This window comes from Pararhizobium sp. DWP1-1-3 (genome assembly GCF_049896125.1).
Lineage (GTDB): Bacteria > Pseudomonadota > Alphaproteobacteria > Rhizobiales > Rhizobiaceae > Pararhizobium.
The window spans coordinates 224,935-239,016 of the sequence record NZ_JAFCTR010000008.1 but is presented as its reverse complement, the minus strand read 5'-3'; the positions used below and the strand labels follow the sequence as shown (position 1 = coordinate 239,016).

16 protein-coding genes are annotated in these 14,082 nt (G+C 57.0%); 3 read left to right on the top strand and 13 right to left on the bottom strand.

Annotated elements, in window-relative coordinates; all coding sequences use genetic code 11:
• The first annotated feature begins 441 nt into the window (after nt 1–441).
• The gene (locus ACP7BS_RS18070) at nt 442–600 is read left to right on the top strand and encodes a DUF982 domain-containing protein (protein WP_426239202.1); all 159 of its coding nucleotides are present in this window, start codon (nt 442–444) and stop codon (nt 598–600) included.
• 820 nt (nt 601–1,420) lie between these two features.
• Here ACP7BS_RS18070 and ACP7BS_RS18065 read toward each other — a convergent pair.
• On the bottom strand, nt 1,421–1,930 hold the full coding sequence (locus tag ACP7BS_RS18065; RefSeq protein WP_426233641.1) for a hypothetical protein: 510 nt from the start codon (nt 1,928–1,930) through the stop codon (nt 1,421–1,423).
• Nucleotides 1,931–2,584: 654 nt separating this feature from the next.
• Here ACP7BS_RS18065 and ACP7BS_RS18060 point away from each other — a divergent pair.
• Complete coding sequence (locus tag ACP7BS_RS18060) at nt 2,585–4,417, top strand: methyl-accepting chemotaxis protein (protein WP_426239201.1); 1,833 nt, start codon at nt 2,585–2,587, stop codon at nt 4,415–4,417.
• Between the two features lie 384 nt (nt 4,418–4,801).
• Here ACP7BS_RS18060 and ACP7BS_RS18055 read toward each other — a convergent pair whose 3' ends face one another.
• Together ACP7BS_RS18055 and ACP7BS_RS18050 are read right to left on the bottom strand one after the other, a co-directional pair.
• Nucleotides 4,802–5,317 (bottom strand): gamma carbonic anhydrase family protein, encoded by a 516-nt coding sequence (locus tag ACP7BS_RS18055; protein WP_426239200.1) that lies wholly within the window; start codon nt 5,315–5,317, stop codon nt 4,802–4,804.
• Nucleotides 5,314–5,718, bottom strand: a complete 405-nt coding sequence (locus ACP7BS_RS18050) for a nuclear transport factor 2 family protein (RefSeq protein ID WP_426233647.1) — start codon at nt 5,716–5,718, stop codon at nt 5,314–5,316. Before ACP7BS_RS18050 ends, ACP7BS_RS18055 begins: the two co-directional genes overlap by 4 nt.
• Before the next feature lie 70 nt (nt 5,719–5,788).
• Here ACP7BS_RS18050 and ftrA point away from each other — a divergent pair, with 70 nt between their 5' ends.
• Entirely contained in the window at nt 5,789–6,877 is a 1,089-nt protein-coding gene (gene ftrA / locus ACP7BS_RS18045; RefSeq protein WP_426239219.1) for a transcriptional regulator FtrA, read from the top strand.
• A 115-nt stretch (nt 6,878–6,992) separates the two neighbouring features.
• Here ftrA and ACP7BS_RS18040 read toward each other — a convergent pair whose 3' ends face one another.
• From ACP7BS_RS18040 to ACP7BS_RS17995, 10 genes are all read right to left on the bottom strand, one after another.
• Entirely contained in the window at nt 6,993–7,130 is a 138-nt protein-coding gene (locus tag ACP7BS_RS18040) for a hypothetical protein (protein ID WP_426239199.1), read from the bottom strand.
• 12 nt (nt 7,131–7,142) lie between these two features.
• Nucleotides 7,143–8,021 carry a sensor histidine kinase gene (locus ACP7BS_RS18035; RefSeq protein ID WP_426239197.1) on the bottom strand — a complete coding sequence of 293 codons (879 nt, stop codon included), beginning with the start codon at nt 8,019–8,021 and terminating at the stop codon, nt 7,143–7,145.
• The gene (locus ACP7BS_RS18030; protein ID WP_426239196.1) at nt 7,934–9,043 is read right to left on the bottom strand and encodes a PAS domain S-box protein; all 1,110 of its coding nucleotides are present in this window, start codon (nt 9,041–9,043) and stop codon (nt 7,934–7,936) included. Before ACP7BS_RS18030 ends, ACP7BS_RS18035 begins: the two co-directional genes overlap by 88 nt.
• Nucleotides 9,044–9,296: 253 nt before the next feature.
• On the bottom strand, nt 9,297–9,662 hold the full coding sequence (locus tag ACP7BS_RS18025) for a response regulator (RefSeq protein ID WP_426233651.1): 366 nt from the start codon (nt 9,660–9,662) through the stop codon (nt 9,297–9,299).
• A 52-nt stretch (nt 9,663–9,714) separates the two neighbouring features.
• Nucleotides 9,715–10,413: a chemotaxis protein CheB gene (locus ACP7BS_RS18020; RefSeq protein WP_426239195.1), complete on the bottom strand. Its 699-nt coding sequence runs from the start codon at nt 10,411–10,413 to the stop codon at nt 9,715–9,717.
• Nucleotides 10,414–10,442: 29 nt separating this feature from the next.
• Nucleotides 10,443–10,826, bottom strand: a complete 384-nt coding sequence (locus ACP7BS_RS18015) for a response regulator (protein ID WP_426239194.1) — start codon at nt 10,824–10,826, stop codon at nt 10,443–10,445.
• Nucleotides 10,823–11,713, bottom strand: a complete 891-nt coding sequence (locus tag ACP7BS_RS18010) for an HWE histidine kinase domain-containing protein (protein WP_426239193.1) — start codon at nt 11,711–11,713, stop codon at nt 10,823–10,825. The genes ACP7BS_RS18015 and ACP7BS_RS18010 overlap by 4 nt, the downstream gene beginning before the upstream one ends.
• A 307-nt stretch (nt 11,714–12,020) precedes the next feature.
• Complete coding sequence (locus tag ACP7BS_RS18005) at nt 12,021–12,428, bottom strand: CheR family methyltransferase (protein ID WP_426239192.1); 408 nt, start codon at nt 12,426–12,428, stop codon at nt 12,021–12,023.
• A 170-nt stretch (nt 12,429–12,598) separates the two neighbouring features.
• A complete protein-coding gene (locus ACP7BS_RS18000; protein WP_426239191.1) occupies nt 12,599–13,081 on the bottom strand; it encodes a DUF2243 domain-containing protein in 483 nt (160 codons plus the stop codon).
• Nucleotides 13,078–13,338 carry a DUF982 domain-containing protein gene (locus ACP7BS_RS17995; protein WP_426232381.1) on the bottom strand — a complete coding sequence of 87 codons (261 nt, stop codon included), beginning with the start codon at nt 13,336–13,338 and terminating at the stop codon, nt 13,078–13,080. Before ACP7BS_RS17995 ends, ACP7BS_RS18000 begins: the two co-directional genes overlap by 4 nt.
• Between the last annotated feature and the right edge of the window lie 744 nt (nt 13,339–14,082).

Below are 14,082 nucleotides of genomic sequence, written 5' to 3'. Positions count from 1 at the left end.
GCCTGCCAGCACTTTTTGATGCGTCGCCCTATATGCGACGCTGGAAAGGCTCATCGACTTCGAACGATTGAACGATGGACCCATCATTTTATCGCCACCGCGACGGATGCCAAGTCCGGCGAGGATGCTGTTTTCGACAATCGTAAAACGCAATTGAAGTCGCACACATTGTAGCCAGCACTGCGTTCCCCCGCTGAATTCAAGCCCTTGACGATCGATGTCAGAACCTACCTTGTTCCGCGGTTGTCCGCGAACCTGCCGTTGCGGGCTAATGTTCCTTATCTCGGCGGATACTGTCGGCAAGGGTCGACGGCCTGGACTCTAATGCGCGCCGACGATGTATGGGGGAGACCGTCGATCGGAAATTTAACGACAGGGGGAACAACGTAGCGTCGGTTTGGTTGGCCTCACTTGAGCAGACATCGGAGTTGGAGATTAGCCGTGACAACTTGGAAACCTGTTATTGTTCACTTGCCCATGGCGGGTCGGCAGACCATCCATGGTCCCTATGCAGCGCTCATGGCGCTCCTTATCGACTGGCCCGAGCGACGATCCGCGTATCATCGCGCGGCGGAGCTTTGCCTCTGCCGCCCTAGATAACGAAGGCATGTGCCTTCTGGCACGTGAAGCGTTTTTAAATGCGGTCATCCGAGCCGGGGCGGGTGGGCCGGTCAACCGACGGGTTGGCACAGAAAGCATGAAGTTGGTGAGCGGCTTATCGGCGATGCCTCGATAAATCTCACCAACGGTCCCCATGTCTAAGTTTTCTGTAGACGCAACAGGCTCACAAGACGCCAGAGTCCTCACGGAATGGTCTGCCCGGACTAACCAATGTCCGAGCGCGCCTGGAGCACTATGTCACAAGGGTTGGCTCGTCCAGCCCTATTGTACTAACGCCCTGCCGAACGGGTTAGGCAGGCGCGGTGGAGCATTACCTACTATGATGGCGCAGTTTGCTCTCAGCGTTTGATACCGGCAGCCGATTTGGGACGCCATCGATGATTAATTCTCCTCCATTTCCACGCCAAGCATATAGAAGCTGTGAAAGCCTCCGCTCCGCGGTAGCACTAACTAATGTTCTAGACATTATGTGGCATCACATTATCGATACCATGAAAAGCGGAACACCATAATTAAGCGAGTACTGCCCCAAGAAACCGGGCCATACCCATGTTAGTGTCAGTATGACCGGGCCAGGCGAACCACCAGCTAGGCTCTTGATCTCCATACTACATCTTCATGCTCCTATATTGAACGTTGGCATGGATGTCATACTTCCAGTCGCGCCCGTGGATAAAAGGCTGCTTGCGTTTCCGGGGTCGGTAGGTAGCCGTCAGCGATAGAGCTCCCTCTCGGGTGTCCAAACTTAGCGTACAAGCAGTCTACGCGGGAGCAAGGGCAGTGCCGAGAGTCGGAGAAATTATATCCGCCTCAGGTCAATTCGGCTTGTAACAACGGCTCGGCCTGTAGCGGGATCCGTGTCGACGGTCGTAAGCCGCATACCGGAAGTCCCGACCTTCTCGATTGTCATCTGCGCCCGTCGATCCCCGTTCACTTCCTTCGCCCATTTTATCGCGAGCTTGATGGCGTCTCCACCGCGCGTTCCATTCAGCCCGGCAGTGCCGGTGCCTGCGCCGACGTAGGATCCAGAATAGGTGCTGCCTTTCGTCTTGAGGTCAGCGCTAATGGAGCGGGAGAAGATGGCGAGGCTCGTGCATCTGCCGTTGAGCGCGAGCGAGGCCGCCGACGCGCCCGACTTGAACTTGCAGGTCACGTTGATAGTCGGGGCATTGATCCGCACTTTAACGGTCCCTTTCCCGCTCCAGTTTCCCGAGAGACTTTTCAAAAAAGCAGTTTCATCCGCACAAGCAGTGCCGGCGATAGCGAATGCCATTAGAAACGCAAATGACCGTGTGAGCATTTTGATCATGATGGTGCTTTCAAATCGAAAACAGCAAAAAATGGCTGTTCCGACAACAGAGGGAGGTACCCCAGAACCGCCTTGCACTGATTAAGTTCCTGCGTAAAAAGTGGTGTAGGAAGAAAATGACGGAGAGATAACACCAACAGTCGAAAAAGCTCTCCGTCGTGCGCTGTGACCCCCGCAAAGTCTCGGTCTTGCGCTCGCTAGTTGAACGAAGCGACACAGAAATTTCATCGCTTTTCCAAGCTCGTCATCCCTTTAGTTGGACGCGAAGGTTCCATGCCTCGTTTGGGCCGACAGCCGGCATGTCAGGAACGCGCCTAATGCCTGTGGTTCACACCACCCACATCCGGGACTAGAAGCAGTCGGTCTCCTGTTCGAACGGTCTCTTCCGGAACGCGGTCATACCCCACGTTAAGTATCGCGATCTTGGGAAGGTTGGTGATGAGCCAGGATTCGACATCCCGCAAAAGCCGAACAAATGGGCTCGTCGGACCGAGCCGGTGCCGCGTCCATTGCTTAAGCTGGATCGCCCGTCGGGCGGTGACGCATCAGGGTCCACAGGCGCCCCAACGCGACGACATCGCGAGCCGCGGGTGACAAATGCTTAAGCATGTTGCGCTAATATGTGGCATCTGCTCCTGTCTTAAGAGACCCACGATGGCATCGATCCAGAATAAAGTACTTGCAGCAAGCATTGCAATATTTGCGTTGGGAGGGGGCGCCACAGGCTTGGGCATTTGGTCAGCGGCCGTTCTGTCCGCAAATACCGCTGATGTGTCCCATTCGTCGCAAATCCTGCGAAATCACATGAAAGCAGACATGATGCATGATGCACTCCGGGCAGATGTGCTTGCGTCTTTACTCGCCTTCAATCCGGCTGCAGGCATTTCGGCCGATGCAGTTCGAACAGATCTTGCCGAGCACGAAGCATCTTTTCGGGAGATGATTGACGCCAACAGGGCTCTTGCTTCGGACGAGAAAACGAAAACGGTCCTTGCAAGCGTCGAACGCCCTTTGCTTGACTACATGGGAAGCGCCGAGAAAATGGTCGATCTCGCGGGCCGGGACCCCTCGGATGGGTTGAAGGCGCTGCCTGAGTTCATGCAGCAGTTTTCGACTTTGGAAACAGCAATGGAGAAGGCGGGAGATGAAATTACCGCGGCGTCCGACGCAATTTTAGCTGATAGTCTAGAGACCAAAGCCTTGGTCGATACCGTCATGAATGCGTTGCTGGGCCTAGCTGCATTGTTCGCGTTTGGCTTATATCTCGTGTTTCGAAAAACCGTTACGAAGCCGATCCTTGCACTGTCCAGCGTTATGGAGAAGCTTGCCGCCGGCGACACGAACATTGCCAACCCCGCGGCCGGTCGCTCAGACGAAATCGGGACGATGGCATCTGCGGTCGAAGTGTTTCGCAACGCCGCGGTTGCCAATAGGCAGCTTGAGCAAGAAGCCGGCGGCGCGCGGCAGAGAGCCGAAACCGACCGCCTCGCAGCACGTATGCAGGCAGATAAAGAGGCAGCCAATCGCCTGCGCATCGCTACGTCCGGTCTTGCCACGGGCCTGAAGAGGCTCGCATCCGGTGACCTTGCGTTCCAGATCGAAGAGCCGTTCTCAGCAGAATTTGAGGCGCTCCGGCACGATTTCAACACGTCCGTCAGTCAGCTCGACGAAACACTGGGGGCCATCGCCTCTGCTGTTGCCGCGCTTGAGGAAGGCACTAGTGAGATTGCATCCGGCGCTGGCGATCTGTCCAAACGAACAGAACAACAAGCTGCATCGCTGGAGGAAACGGCTGCAGCGCTCGAGCAGATCACGATCAATGTGTCGAACTCGAGCAGGCGAACGAACGATGCCCGTGACGAAGCGACCGAGGCCAATATGAACGCTGCCAAGTCCGCGGAGGTGGTATCCCATGCGGAGGAAGCCATGCGCCGTATCGAGGCTTCGTCTCAGCAGATTTCGAGCATCATCGGCGTAATCGACGAGATCGCCTTCCAGACCAACCTTCTGGCTTTGAACGCCGGCGTCGAGGCTGCGCGTGCTGGCGATGCAGGCAAAGGATTTGCGGTTGTTGCACAAGAGGTGCGCGAGCTCGCACAAAGATCTGCAAAGGCAGCAAAAGAGATCAAAGGGCACATCGAGAAATCGTCCGCGGAGGTGGATACCGGCGTCAAGCTGGTACTCGATACTAGCCAGGCCCTCCAAACGATCAGCGGACAGATCGCTCGTATCAACCAGCATATGGATGCAATCGCAACGTCTGCAAAAGAGCAGTCGACCGGACTCGCCGAAGTCAACACAGCGGTCAATTCCATGGACCAGGTGACGCAACAGAACGCGGCTATGGTCGAGCAATCGACCGCCGCATCGGTAAACCTGGCCAAAGAAGCAGCGTGGCTCCGGGAGCTTGTCGCTCGCTTCAAACTTCAGGACGAAGCGCAGACGAAATCCAGAGTGACCCGCGCGAATGGTCTGCTCGCGGCGTGAGACAGGCGAGAGCGAAAGCCATTGAGCTGTTCACGGAAATCGTGGTCCGCATTAAATAACGCGGCGCCGATCCAGGGATCAAGCCTACCCGTGCAGTCAAGACTAACACCAATGCACTGCCGCCAGTGGCCACCTGACAGCAGATATCACTCGAACCCTTACCCGGGAACCTTGAACATCTCACGCTTGGGATCTGACTATCCACCACGCTATAAATTCACGCGACCCGCGGCCTGCGGGCTTCGAGAGGCTAGCTAAAACGATTCTCGCTAGAACAGGAGTTTTCGCGGCGTTTTTCATCTCCAACGTTCTTTTGCTTGATGCGCTCCAAGAGCCTTGGACAAAGTTTCTGTAATGTTTTTCATGACGTCCGGCTGAGTTCTATCAACCCCATACACAAAACCCGGGAAAATCGAGCGTCTTTTGAATCGCCCAGATTTCCTCATGCTGATCTGGGGATAGAATTTCGGCAGGATCGCCGACTGCGACCCAACCGATCGGCACGGTTGTACCTGGTTCGAGACGGCTGCGTAGATGGACAGTTCCATGGATGCGGACTTCCGATCCCCGTCCTATATGGGCACCGTGGAACACCGCCGCTCCGGTGGCTATGAAAACCTCGTCATCAATTTGAGCGCCAACGACATGACTGTTGGGACCGACGACGCAGTGGTCACCCAACTTGCAATCGTGGCGACCGGTAGCCCGGATCACCGCGTTTTCGAGTACGATGCAGTTCCGTCCGATGCGGATGGAGCCGCCGGCCTCCGCCACCAGGCGAGCGCCATGCATGATCCTGCTGCCTGCACCGATGACAACATCCCCAAACACGGTCACATCCTGCGCGACCCAGGCATCAGGATCGATCGATGGTGACTGCTCTCCGGATGAAATAATCATGGCTTATTCTCTCCTGCCTCAATTTCGGCTGCCCGCACACTTTCAAGGTGCCAGATCTTGGCGACGATCCGCCAGCCCTCGATGCCTTTCACGAAGCAGAGATGATCGATGAAGATGTTGGCGTGGATCCGCAGCCTGACCTTCACAGTCGCTGCGGCCGGCGAAAGCCAATCAATCAGGATGATTTCGTCTTCGCGGTCTTGAGAGCGGCTTGCGGGAGATTCGCGCTTTGCGATCACCTGGCGATAATCCGAGTTCGGATCGACCGTGATTGCGCCTTCGTCAGCGTCGAACAGGTTGCAGGCTGGATGAAAGATCTGGTCAAAGAGTGAGAGATCGCAGGCGTAGAGGGCATCGAAATAGGTCTGTATTGCGTTTAGCAGGTCAGTATCGCGGGTCATCGTGTTTTTCCATAGTTTGTTGGCGAGTGACCGTGTCGCATGCCCACACCTTGAGTTGCCAGTGGCAGGATTGCCAGATAAGACCGCATTCATGCCAAAAAATGAGGCTCCATGCTTTCCTGCAAACAGACATGTCGTCAGCCTCGTCTATGACGGCCTCTGTACCTTCGAGTTCGGGATCACATCCGAAGTCTTCGGTTTACCCCGACCTGAAGCAGGGCCTGACTGGTATCAGTTCAAATCAGTTTCGCTGGAGGATCAAGTTCTTCACGCCTGCGGTGGCCTGACGGTCGCAGCAACGGGCACTGCGACTGATCTGCATGAGGCCGGAACGATCATCGTTCCCGGCTGGCGCGGGCCCGATGCGCCTGTCCCCGATCAGATCTGCGACGCATTGGTCCGCGCTCATAAGAACGGCGCCCGCATCATTTCCATCTGTGGTGGCGCTTTCGTACTTGCAGCCGCCGGCTTGCTCGATGGCCGCCGCGCGACGACGCATTGGCGGTTCGCCGAGGGCCTCGCCCAGCGCTACCCAGCCATCGCGCTCGACGCGAATTGCCTATACATCGACGAGGGCGACATTCTCACCTCGGCCGGCAGTTCAGCGGGGATCGATCTTTGCCTGCATATTGTCCGCTCGGATTTCGGAGCGGAGCTCGCCAACACCGTGGCGCGTCGCCTGGTGATGTACAGCCATCGCCAGGGTGGGCAATCCCAGTTCATCGAGCGCCCCGTGCCCGTGAAGCGGGAGGCAGATCGACTGTCGTCGATCCTGGATCATATTCAAGCCAAGCTTCGCCACCCGCACACGGTCAGCTCTCTTGCCCGCCATGCAGGCATGAGCGAACGTACCTTTCAGCGCCGCTTTCATTCTCTGACGGGCTTGCCGCCCCTCAAATGGATACTGAGGGAGCGACTGGAGCAAGCCCGCATCCTGCTGGAGACTGGTTCTACCGCGCTCGATGACATTGCAAGCGTGACCGGACTTGGAAGCGCAGAAAACCTGAGGTTTCAGTTTGCTCGCCACTATGGGGTCAGCCCGTTGATCTATCGAAATCGCTTTGCACAGCGACGGGAGACAAGCCAGACGCTTCCGAAGCACACTGGGCAAAGTTCCTCGACGGCCGATTTTCGACTACAGCCACAGCGGCGACTTTAAAACGCGTGACTTTTCAGCGCCCGGACAACAAATGTCGCAGTAGCCGGGAATCTGGCCATATGGTTGGCACAATGAAATCGGATTTAGAAGACATGGGCTGGGCCACTCAGAATATCTAAGCATCATTTACCGAAGCGACGGGGCCAACGACCTCAGCGCCCGCATCTGACAATGCATTCTCTGATGCGTCAGCGATGAGATATTCGCCTTCGATAACCAGGACGGTAAGCCCCTGAAGGGGTAAAGGCGACATGTCATTTTCCTTTCACGCATCGAAGGTGATTGGCGCGAGAATGGTACAGCGTACTCCATCAGAGCGAAGTTCATAAGTTGTTTTGGCCCTGAGCTGGTATGGAAGCGCTTTCTCGATGAGTTCCCTCCCGTAGCCCGAACCCCTAGCTGGTTCATCCGCAGTCGGCATATTTTGAACGCCCGTTTCAGTCCATTCGACGTAGAGAGATGGCGGGTCGCCATCAACACGTTCAATTTGCCATCGGATAGTCAGACGGCCTTTTGGAGCAGACAGCGCCCCATATTTCAGCGCATTCGTTGCCAGCTCATGCAGTGCAAGCGCGAAGGTCTGAATTGAGCGTGAACGCAACCGAATGCCTGGTGGTCCATCCAGCGTGACTTTTTCTTTATCGTAGATGTAAGCCGACAGTTCCGCTGCAAGCAATTCGTCGAACGCGACACGCTCTGTCTCGCCCAGTCGAGAAAGAAGACCTTGCACCCGCGTAATTGAACCTAAACGGTGGCCAAACGCTTCCGAAAACTCCTGCAATGTCGTGCTTGTCCTCACCGTCTTTTCGGATAGCGACCGAATGACTGCAATCAGGTTTCGCGTTCGATGTTGCAACTCCGCGACCATGACCTCCTGGCGGCTTTGCAGCTCTTTTAACTCCTCGACATCGGTACACGTGCCAAGCCAGTCGGTCTCGCTTTCACCTGATGGCAGTGATCTGCTGTGATGCCAGATATATTTTCCATCCGCACCTCGGCGAATACGGTACTCGCAGTCCAAACCACCTTTTGCCTCGGCATCCTGCCAAGCGGCCATCACCGCTGCATGGTCATCGGGATGCACCGTCTCAAGCCATCCCAACCCTTTGCTGTCTTCAACGGCCTGGCCAGTAAACTGCTCCACTGCGGACTCGACCAAATCCGGTTGCCAATGGACTCGGAGCGCCAGATTAGCTGGGGGACACCCCCGATTAGCATCCGCTGAAACGCTTCATTTTGTCGGAGTCGTCTCTCGGTGCGATGCCGTTCGGTAACGTTCTGACCAATCTTGAGAAATCCTTTCACCGAGCCGTCCGCATTTCGCAGGCATTCGGTCGATCCATCGATGAAAACATGGGAGCCGTCTTTGCGGAGATGCCAGCGGACATCAGGAGCAGACCCCTCTCTGCGCGCAGTCTCGACCTCTTTTTGGTCTTCTCCCTTGGCGCGATCCTCTTCGGTGAATAGCTTGCTAGCTGACATGCCTGCAGCTTCCGACGCTGTCCATCCGAACACGGCTTGGGCACCTTCGTGCCAATCGACGATACGGTCTTCAGCGTCAGTGACAAAAATGGCGTAGTCACGGGCGTTTTCGACTACTAGGCGGAAGCGCTCCTCGCTCACTTTCAACGCATCCACTTGGTGAAGCCGGTCGATGACCGGGCCAAGGATTGTGGCGTAGGTTCTTAGAAACTGGATGTCGGAGTCTTCAAATTGTCTCGGCACCACGTCGTCGACCTGAAGGAGACCATACGGCTTCCTGCCAGGCACGAAGATCGGAACATTAACCAACGCAACGACGCCCGCACGCTTCATAAAAGCGGGTACACCAAAGCGTTCCTCTTTCGCGATGTCCTTGGTCACCATTGGCTGGCCAAGTTTGATCGCGTAGGTCTCAGAGGAATGTTGATCCATGTTGAGTTGGAGGCCAACGATATTCGGCGTCCAGCCGACAGCTGCACGCACCCAGAGCTTTTTCTCACCGCGCTTGATCTCAAGGACCTTTGACCTCTTCGTATCGAGAGCTTCGCCGACTAAGCGGCAAGCCTCAGTCAAAACGGAATCAAGATCGTCGGATCGCAGCGCGAACTCCCCGAAATCGGCCAATATTTTCTGGCGCTTGAGGAGCTGACCCTGGTCAAGCGTCTGCTTCTGTAGGGCAGTCATTGATGGCCTCCTTCGACAAACTGAGGCTTGGCAAATTTTCCGCCCGCCGATAGCTAAGAATGCGCCCGGAGCTCATAACGGCAAGTGGGGTCAGCCCTAAAGCTCGGCAGCATGAGGCTGGACAAGAAATAAGGTTCTTGCTCCGCTTGAACGTATCGAAGCAAATCAAGTTCCGCGGACCGGTTGGAGAATACGAAAATCGGGACAAGCAAGAACTCTGTCAGGCAGTCGGCATAGCCATGTTCCGACCCGCTTAGCGCCGGAACAAAGCGTCCTGCAGATCCCCGGCTTCTACAGGCTTCGAAAGGCGCGGCACGGAATCGTAACGGGCTGGAATATCCTTGTCGTCATAGCCCGTTGCGAAGACGAACGGAACGCCTCGCGAGAGCAGCAGGTCCGCCACAGGAAACGCCATGTCACCGTTCAGGTTGATGTCGAGTACGGCGGCGTCGATGATTGTTTCACCAGAGGCCAATGTCAAAGCTCGGTTTACGCTTGGCGCCGGGCCGACGACGACCGCACCAATTTGTTCAAGCCAGTCTACAAGCTGCTGGGCAATGAAGTAATCGTCCTCCACGACAAGAATGTGCTTTCCTGCGTATAGATTTACAGCACCCATACTCGTTACTGTCTCCCGCCGCGTGTTATCACTGCTATCGCTGCATGCCCGGCTAGCCCTTGAGCGCCGCGTCCATAAGGACGTCGGCGGAACGCTTATACTCTTGTGCGCGTTCCTCGAACGTCGCAGCGGCGGCGGTTCTGCCGGCTTGCAACGCCTCTCGTATCATCTTTTCCATCAGAACGATGCGCTCGCCCATCACCCTAAGAGCGATGCGCACTGCCTCGTCAACTGAACCTTCCTGTTCGTGGGCGAGTGCCTCGGCGGTATATCCGTGTCCCACCTGACAGCGGAATCGCAGCGGCGTGCGCCTGATCTGCGATAATGTCCCCCCGCATCCGGGACAACTCAAAGGGACGGGATCCGCGATTTCTGCGATCGTTGGAGAGTTAGACGGCCGCCCCATAGCGATCGCCACCTCAAGCGCAACGCTGGACGGTGCCGCAACGGTCGGGCCCGCGCCTTCCAGCACGAGGCGGATCAAAAGGGCAGCCAGATCCTTGGCGGGAGCACGGTAGTCAACGTCACTCGCCAGCAACGCCGTTTGTGGCATCTCGCTCTCTACGGCGTCGAGGGGGTTTTGAATAACGGTTAATCCGCCACAACGTTTCAGGTCCGCCAACCCGGAAGCCCCGTCGACATGGACTGCGATCAAGACCGACGCCTGCAGGCTCTGTGGCAACTCCTTGCATATCTGCCGGATCACCTGGATCGATCCTGCTGACCCGCCGATTGCAATGATTTTTCCCATGGCCCGTTCACCTCGTGCGGTTCAATGCTCTAGCCGGTGGCCGACGAATTCAATAACTGCAGCAACTGCGCTTTGAGTTCGTTCGAACTGTAGGGCTTCGTCAGACGCGGCCGATCGCGATGCCGTTCTTCAATCGCCCAGTCACTGTAGCCACTGCAGAGGAGAAACGGGATATCGCGGCTAGCGAGGATGTCTGCAACTTCGTACGAGTTGCCGCCCCGGATGTTGACGTCGAGGATCGCGGCATCGATCGGCGCCTCCTTCGCCAACCGGATGGCTGCGTCAAGGCGAGATGCAGGTCCGACCACCTGCGCACCCATGCCCAGCAGGGCGTCTTCTATCACCAGCACGATCGTCATTTCATCTTCGACGACCAGCACCTGGCGGCCTTCTGCTCTGTCCTGACTAATCATTGGCGTCCTCCTAAGGCCACGGGACGAAGTTCTCCAACTTCGGCGGTGAAAGGAAGTTCGATGATGCAAACGACGCCGCTCTCTGCGAAGCTGCGTGTTACCTCGCCATCGAATTCATAACTCAGGGAGCGATCGATCACGGTTGTGCCGAACCCGCGTCGCGAGGGCGGCCCATTGACAACCGGACCATGGGTTTCCGCCCAGTGCAACCGCAGCCGGCGATCGGAACCGTCCGTCACTGCCCAGGACACCGAAAGCTGACCTTTGGGTACGGACAACGAGCCATACTTTGCTGCATTGCTGGCTAGCTCATGAAGGGCCATCGCCAGCGACAATCCGGCCTTTGGAGTCAGCGCGACGTCAGGGCCTTCGATCTGCAGCGCCCAATCCCCATACGGTTTAAGTTCGGTCTCTACGAGCTCGCGCAACGTGCCGCTTCCGCCTCCCTGGCGACTGGTCAAGAGACTATGAGCACGCGTGATTGCCGTGATGCGGCCGGTAATCGTCTCCGCGAACGCTTCCGGCGATGAACTCGCCTGCAAGGTCTGGCCGACGATTGAGGACACGATTGCCAGAATGTTCTTTACGCGGTGGTCGAGTTCACCCAAGAGCAATGCCGCATGTTCTTCGGCACGTTTACGTTCCTCGATCTCTAGTGTCACCGAGATGATGCTGGTGGCGGCCCCGTCGCTATTCTCCTCGTTTGCGGTCTCAAGATCGCCGATCGTTGCCTGCAACTGCGCACGAGTGGTACGAAGTTCTTGCTCCGCGGCCACAGCCTCTGGACTCCGGGGACTTCCATCCGCCGACATCAGCGGCTCCGTCGCAAAGGCGCGCATCTCCTGAAACGCGACAACATACAGCCCTTCACCGCCCGTATCCTGCACCGGCTCGACGATGACGCTCAGAGCGCGCTGTTGGCCCTCAAGAAAGACCGAGACGTTATCGGCGACAACGGCCTCTCCTGTTTTTAAGACCGACTGCAGTGCCGTGCAACGGTGATCCGCAGCGTCTTCCTGAGATTGGAGTGGATGCCCAGGCTTGCCACTCCGGCCGACGGCTCGAGATAGCGGCCCACCTCCCCGCCGGAATAGCGCACAATGTTGCTTTGGCGGTCCACGACGATAAATGACGGCGAATGCTTCGCCAACGCAGCGCGCACCGCCCGATCGACGCGGTCACCGCCTCCCTTGCTCAGCTCTCCGGAGGTGCGACCGGCGGCAGGCGTTTGCGGCGGCATCGGAAGGGCTGGGAATGCCGCATCCCCATCCGACCGTTGGAAGATGTGGGCGGCCTTATCCCGACCGCGAAGAGATTTGAATGGCGGCTTACGCCTTCCGAAAGACCGAGGAACAGCAGGCCGTCGGGGTTGAGCGCGTAGTGGAATGTCCGCAAGATGCGGTCCTGCAGATCATTGTCCATATAGATCATCAGGTTGCGGCACGAGATGAGGTCAAGCCTCGAAAACGGCGGGTCTTTCGTCACGTTGTGGACCGAGAACACACACATCCCCGTGCGGGAAGAGCGGTTTACGGAACCGAGATCAGCTCTGTCATTATGTACGTTCATCATCAGACCTTTCGTTCGCTTCTCGAGTGCCACCTTTCCTACCGACGCGTCATCCCGCAAGGCCGAAGCAGCGTAGTGAAAGCACGTCCTCAAGCGTAAGGCTGGGTCCAAATACAAGAAACGACCACACTGGTCGCGTTGCGAAGACAAGACCGAGGCCGAAGGCCGTCCAGATCGCGGCGGTTCTGATTTCACGCAGTATCTCAAGCATGGCGCCGTCTCATGATCACCATGCCGACGGCGACCATGGCCCCACCCCAAGCCAGAAAACCCAGGTCCCACGCGAGCCACTGCTCCCGAGCAACGGTTTCATTAACATGGTGTAGACCAAGGACCTGGTGGTCTACGATGCCCTCGACGAGGTTGAACATTCCAAAGCCGATGAGCATCGTGGCAACAAGATCGCGGGTCGACCAGCGGAAATGACTGAGGCGGCCGGACCGCCATAGGGTGAACAGCCCAATGAGCAGGGCGACGTATGTGCCGGAATGGAAGGCACCGTCCCAGAACGTGTTCAGCTCAAGGTTCTCGATCGTGGTGACTGGGTACCATGAACTGAGCATATGGTGCCATTGCAACATTTGATGGAGAACAATTCCGTCGAAGAAGCCTCCAAGTCCAAGGCCCAGTATCAACCCCGCGGACAGAGGGAAACTTCGAGCGGAGGGCTGCTTAAGGTTCGTCATGCGAGTATCTTGGCGGCCGCCGCCGCATCTAGAAATGCGCTACGAGCAGTTTCCGGGCTGCCCTGCGTCTCGATCGCATCGACGCATCGGCGCCTTGCAACGACGTGTTCTGACTGACCGCTAGATGGCCAGCGATGGAGAAGCGCCGATAACGCCGCATCAGGACCGTCGATGCGTTCCCGCATGCCGTTGCCAATCCTGACAAAGACGGGCGATTGCCAAATGACGTGAAAATCGACGTCGATGACCTTATCCATGGGTGGCCTCCATTTCAATCTTCGCCACTAACCTCCGTCGGACGTACGAGTTCCCTCGCTTCTACGTTGTGCGCCGACGAGCCGCCGGGGTTGACTGTAACATCTATGCGGCCACCAAATTCTGGCGTGCGGCACTCAAGCTGGCCGGGTCAGTGTGCTCCCAGACCACAACGACCTCTGTTCAGCTCGAGGGCCGCCTTAGAGGTTCTGTCCTGTTGGGCGAAAAGTATTCGTCCGGAGAACGACCGGCTTGAGGCTCGTAATTATCGAATAAACGTCGTCCATCACATCAAGCGTCCCTGGTGGCCCCGCCGATCTGTCCACCGATCCTCCGGATCAGCGCTGGATTTGTAATAGCCTTGGCCGTCAGTCTGCATCAACAGCGTACGCGCGATGATGTCTATGGATGGGCGGCTCCAGCAAGGCCCGACCTGTCAAGATAATGTTCTAATTCGGCAAGACTGCCGATCTTCTCGGCGTCAGGCCTGTCCGGTGCGGATATCTTCCAAGCGAAAAGGCCATGTCGTGGTCCCAGCTTTGGTGTTTGAGAATGATGCACAGCCCCGGGGGCCGGTCCTTTGAATGGGCGCTCATTCATCCCGACCTTTGTCCTCCCAGACGAGGGAAACGACTGTGGTAGCGCTTCCTTTGGACACGAACACGTCCCCCTGGACACCACCCTTACTCATGTCCACGTCCTCAAGATCTAGCGACTTGGATTTCGGTTTACGCGTTGCGACTGCT

Coding starts and splice junctions, on each gene's coding strand:
- ACP7BS_RS18065 (WP_426233641.1), bottom strand. CDS start 1,930: ATGATCAAAATGCTCACACGGTCATTTGCGTTTCTAATGGCATTCGCT.
- ACP7BS_RS18060 (WP_426239201.1), top strand. CDS start 2,585: ATGGCATCGATCCAGAATAAAGTACTTGCAGCAAGCATTGCAATATTT.
- ACP7BS_RS18055 (WP_426239200.1), bottom strand. CDS start 5,317: ATGATTATTTCATCCGGAGAGCAGTCACCATCGATCGATCCTGATGCC.
- ACP7BS_RS18050 (WP_426233647.1), bottom strand. CDS start 5,718: ATGACCCGCGATACTGACCTGCTAAACGCAATACAGACCTATTTCGAT.
- ACP7BS_RS18040 (WP_426239199.1), bottom strand. CDS start 7,130: ATGTCGCCTTTACCCCTTCAGGGGCTTACCGTCCTGGTTATCGAAGGC.
- ACP7BS_RS18030 (WP_426239196.1), bottom strand. CDS start 9,043: ATGACTGCCCTACAGAAGCAGACGCTTGACCAGGGTCAGCTCCTCAAG.
- ACP7BS_RS18025 (WP_426233651.1), bottom strand. CDS start 9,662: ATGGGTGCTGTAAATCTATACGCAGGAAAGCACATTCTTGTCGTGGAG.
- ACP7BS_RS18020 (WP_426239195.1), bottom strand. CDS start 10,413: ATGGGAAAAATCATTGCAATCGGCGGGTCAGCAGGATCGATCCAGGTG.
- ACP7BS_RS18015 (WP_426239194.1), bottom strand. CDS start 10,826: ATGATTAGTCAGGACAGAGCAGAAGGCCGCCAGGTGCTGGTCGTCGAA.
- ACP7BS_RS18000 (WP_426239191.1), bottom strand. CDS start 13,081: ATGACGAACCTTAAGCAGCCCTCCGCTCGAAGTTTCCCTCTGTCCGCG.
- ACP7BS_RS17995 (WP_426232381.1), bottom strand. CDS start 13,338: ATGGATAAGGTCATCGACGTCGATTTTCACGTCATTTGGCAATCGCCC.